This window comes from Paenisporosarcina sp. P5_A11 (genome assembly GCF_056400705.1).
The window spans coordinates 1-4,006 of sequence record NZ_JBFUKT010000237.1; the positions used below are offsets into that span (position 1 = coordinate 1).

The following is a 4,006-nucleotide window of genomic DNA, read 5'->3' on the forward strand; positions in this document are numbered from 1 at the left end:
AAAGGGACCCAAAAAACCCGTTGATTTACTTATTGGGTAAAGGGACCCAAAAAACCCGTTGATTTACTTATTGGGTTAGATGAAAATGGAGTGAAAATGTTTTATGAGCAAGAAATAAAGCGATTAATAAACATTTGTGAAGATTTATTAAGTACATACATAACAGAAAATTTGTATGACCAAAAAATAAGATATTTTGCTGAAGAGTTAAAAAAACTTTGCGAAACAGCAGTACTGAACAATAAGTGGGTAGAAGCAATAGGAGATTAGGGTAATAATTTTAGTTTGATTTCTTATTCAACTAACGGGGCAGGTTAGTTGAACAAGGAAATGTTGAAAAAGGACCTAAAATACTTGGGAAAAAGGAGATAAAAATGCCATTTAGATACTTAAATGAAACCATAATTGACGCCCCTTATACATTTGCAAACCTTAAGAAATTATTAGGAACTGTATGTAATAAAGAAAATAAATACTCACATTTTGAATTTGCGAAATGGTGCGATAATCTTACAATGATTTTCGAGGAGGAAGACTTGAATGAATACGATTTAACGTGTTTCACTATTGCACGCGATATTGAATGTCAATGGGACTTATATTTATTAGACCCTCACTCCAAAAAAATATTACAATCATTAGATATTAATCAAGTTAGCTTGCCGCAGGAATGGTTTTTAGAGTGGTTTAATCAATTGAACAATTAATCAATAATTAAACTTCCTTATTCAACTAAACGGGGCAGGTTAGTTCAATAAGGAAATGACGTTATTTTACTTTATAAATATTGAAAACACTCATAGTTAATTTGTATGTCTTAATAATTCGAAAGTATCTAGGAGGAAGAGATGAAGAAAGTAATAAACATGATTAATCCAAGTTCGAAAGTGGCTGGAGTGTCGTTACTTGAAGTGAAAAAAACAGAAAAAGCACTTGGTGCTATTTTTCCAGATGAATACAAGGAACTCTTTTTAGAAACGAATGGAGCAAAATTTTGTGATTGGACCTTGTTCTTTATTCAAACCAACGAATGCTCAGCATTAAAAAATGATATCGTAAAACAAAATCGAGAGAAAAGACCCGAAAATCTACCGAGTGATATGGTTTGTATTGGTGAAAAGATGAATGGTGACAAACTTTACTACCGTATTAGAAAAAGATTTATGCAGGAACAAGTCCATCTTTGGAATGACAAAACTGGGTTAAGCAGTAAAGCATTATCATTAAGCACTTTTATTGATCGGAATGTGCCGAAAGTCAATACTAATAAGCCCAATACAGTTGGCACCTTTACAGTAGAGAGTGGAAAGTTAATTGTTTCTGATCCGTGTTATCAGGTGGATAAAGAAGAAGACCTGCAAATCATACTTTCAAATGTGAAAAATGGGAAATGGACAGCATTAATATCTTACACACCTGATGAAGCAGTTGAAAGTTTACTCGTATTTTATGGAGAAAAGAAACCAAGTGGAAAATGGCATGTTAACGATAAGCAGATTGGAGTTGACTCTGCACAAGCTGGAATTTTCGATCTTAAAGCATTTGGTAGAGACGATGCCATCCAATATGAAGTGAAAAATGTCCATGACATAGAGATTAATGAAGTTGGATTAAAATATTATGTTGCATGTGCTGATATGGTTGCTTCTGATTCACAGGGTGGAGTTGTTTCAGGTGGTGCGGTTTCAATGTCTGGTTATGGTGACGGAATGTACGAAGTGAAAGTAAAATATAACATTTCTAAAGAGGTTGTTGGAGTGATGATTGGCTTTGGAGATGAGGAATAATGCTATTCACCAACAGGTATTGATATACACTAGTTCTTAGTCAACTAACGGGTGTTTTACTTCAATAAGGAGAAAGCCTTTTTCTTATTGAACTAACGGGGCAGGTTAGTTGAACAAGAAATGATATAATTACCCCCAATAAAAGCATCGTAAAGGTGGCTATTCAAATGGAAAATTGGATTGAATTATCCGCATTACAATATAAAGAGGTATGGGATAGGATATATGATGAATTTAATTTTGAACCAAGCATATCAAACTTCCCATCTTTTGAAGTTCCAAATCCATTTATCACATATGATGTATCCCCGTATTTAAAAAGGTCCGGAGATTCAGATACTTATGATGAGATTAATAATGACCTAGAGGATAAGTCATTGCTTGTTTTTCAAGAACTCACACAGAAGAATGAATATATGTATGCGGTAGAATGGCAGCATCCAGGTTATTGGATAACCCCCCGTTTAGAGTTTCCAAAAAGTGAGTTTGATGAATGGACAGTACCTATTTTTCCAAACGGTGATTATTACTTTTTTATTCAAAAGAATTTTGAGTGGGGATTATTAGGACACCCTTGGGAAAAGACCATCACTATTTTTGGAAAAGAATTGATAAAAGCTTTTGAAAAACATCAACCGAGAATGTTTCAAAAGATATTACGTCAGGGATAATTTAAACCTTGTTCAACTAACGGGGCAGTTTAGTTGAAATGGGAAAGTTAAATATTTATGTTATTAAACAATTCAAACGTAAAGAAGAGAGTGATTATTAATGAATTACAGGGACATAATGAAATGGAAAAATTTAATTTATCTTAATGAATTGACTGAACCTGAAGAAAATTCATTAAGGATACTAATCAATATATGTAGTATTGATTCCCCTTTTGAAGTTGAAAAAGATTCATCGACTATTCAACTGGATTTTGAATCTTATATTTCTTATTCCATAATCAATGAATCTTTTACCGAAATCGATAAATATGAAATTTCTGAAGGTGAAAGATTTAGGATTTTCACGAAATCAAGGTATTTGGATTTCGTGAAAATTAGTACCATTGCAGAAGATATATTCCCTAATGATCCTTTCATTCATTATTGCATTCCTTGTTTAAATCACATAATTGACATTATTTCATTTGAAGAGCCAAAAATAACAGAATTAAAAAGAAGTTAATATTGAACTTACGGGCGCTTGAGTTAGGACAAAAGCTGCATAGACGGCTTTTGTCTTATTGAACTAACGGGCAGGTTAGTTCAATAAGACAAATGTTAAAATAGTGGGTTGAAAGGCGAGGATTATGTGTGAAGAATTTCCCAAATGAAATTGATTTACTTTCGTTGTTTGAGTGTGAACCTACATTGTTTGATACCACTTCGAAAGACTTTTTTTTAAATGAAGCAACATATAAATTTTCTAATGGTGAGTAAGACTTCATTGTTACACTCTCTCCATCTTATAGTGAAGTAAAAATACAAGTAACCCAACGAACTCCTAATAAATTGATATCACTCTTAGATTTAAAGCGAGTTGATAAATTTGAAATTACAACAGATAAAAAAGACCTTACAAGTGTACTTTTAAGGATTCAGAATGATGACTTTACACAAACAATTGAAATTGATTTTAAGCCAAAGTTCAAATTGATTTTTAAAGAACATTACACGGAGTAAAAGTATGGTCTTAATCAACTAACGGGTGCTTTAGTCAATGTAGGGCAACGTCATTTAATGACGTTGCYCCTTTTATTTAAAAGTACTTCTGRTAATAYTCYTTCCKTARYCTTCCACTTAGTTGAGCGTAAATYCGGGTAGTTTCGCTCTTCTCGTGACCCAGTAGACTTTGAATGACTTCAATGGGTGCTCCATTATTCAACAAATGAGTAGCATAGCTGTGTCTGAGTTGATGTGGATGGATCTCTTTATTAATTCCAGCACGATTTGAAATCCTCTTGATGATGTATCTCATTTGGGCGACACTCATTATATGGGGGTGTCTTTCAGTGACAAAGATGACTGGGTCATTGTCAGTGCGACTGTCCATATAGCGTTTAAGCCATATGTCGCACCGTATATTAAAATAAACTTCCCTCTCTTTATCGCCTTTTCCTCCGACTATTGCAGATCGATTGGACCAATTAATATGGTTCTTTTCTAACGAAACGATTTCTCCGATCCGACAACCCGTCGAAAACATTAACTCAAAGATTGCTTTTTCAA

The 4,006-nt window shown here is 33.4% G+C and carries 6 protein-coding genes; 5 read left to right on the top strand and 1 reads right to left on the bottom strand.

Features of this window, described 5'->3' with window-relative positions:
* Positions 1–96: 96 nt before the first annotated feature.
* The 5 genes from AC1DOS_RS18455 (at position 97) to AC1DOS_RS18475 (ending at position 2,963) form a co-directional block, all read left to right on the top strand.
* Positions 97–270: a hypothetical protein gene (locus tag AC1DOS_RS18455; protein ID WP_477538680.1), complete on the top strand. Its 174-nt coding sequence runs from the start codon at positions 97–99 to the stop codon at positions 268–270.
* Positions 271–374: 104 nt separating this feature from the next.
* Positions 375–707, top strand: a complete 333-nt coding sequence (locus AC1DOS_RS18460) for a hypothetical protein (protein ID WP_477538681.1) — start codon at positions 375–377, stop codon at positions 705–707.
* A 141-nt stretch (positions 708–848) separates the two neighbouring features.
* Positions 849–1,787: an SMI1/KNR4 family protein gene (locus tag AC1DOS_RS18465; RefSeq protein ID WP_477538682.1), complete on the top strand. Its 939-nt coding sequence runs from the start codon at positions 849–851 to the stop codon at positions 1,785–1,787.
* 167 nt (positions 1,788–1,954) lie between these two features.
* Positions 1,955–2,458 (top strand): DUF2716 domain-containing protein, encoded by a 504-nt coding sequence (locus AC1DOS_RS18470; protein WP_477538683.1) that lies wholly within the window; start codon positions 1,955–1,957, stop codon positions 2,456–2,458.
* 100 nt (positions 2,459–2,558) lie between these two features.
* On the top strand, positions 2,559–2,963 hold the full coding sequence (locus AC1DOS_RS18475; RefSeq protein WP_477538684.1) for a hypothetical protein: 405 nt from the start codon (positions 2,559–2,561) through the stop codon (positions 2,961–2,963).
* A 573-nt stretch (positions 2,964–3,536) separates the two neighbouring features.
* Here the strand turns inward: AC1DOS_RS18475 and AC1DOS_RS18480 are convergent.
* Positions 3,537–4,006 (bottom strand): tyrosine-type recombinase/integrase (locus tag AC1DOS_RS18480; protein WP_477538685.1); only part of this gene is annotated, 470 nt, incomplete at its 5' end.

Excerpts from the sequence above, each read along its gene's own strand:
- AC1DOS_RS18455 (WP_477538680.1), top strand. The coding sequence starts at position 97 with ATGTTTTATGAGCAAGAAATAAAGCGATTAATAAACATTTGTGAAGAT.
- AC1DOS_RS18460 (WP_477538681.1), top strand. The coding sequence starts at position 375 with ATGCCATTTAGATACTTAAATGAAACCATAATTGACGCCCCTTATACA.
- AC1DOS_RS18465 (WP_477538682.1), top strand. The coding sequence starts at position 849 with ATGAAGAAAGTAATAAACATGATTAATCCAAGTTCGAAAGTGGCTGGA.
- AC1DOS_RS18470 (WP_477538683.1), top strand. The coding sequence starts at position 1,955 with ATGGAAAATTGGATTGAATTATCCGCATTACAATATAAAGAGGTATGG.
- AC1DOS_RS18475 (WP_477538684.1), top strand. The coding sequence starts at position 2,559 with ATGAATTACAGGGACATAATGAAATGGAAAAATTTAATTTATCTTAAT.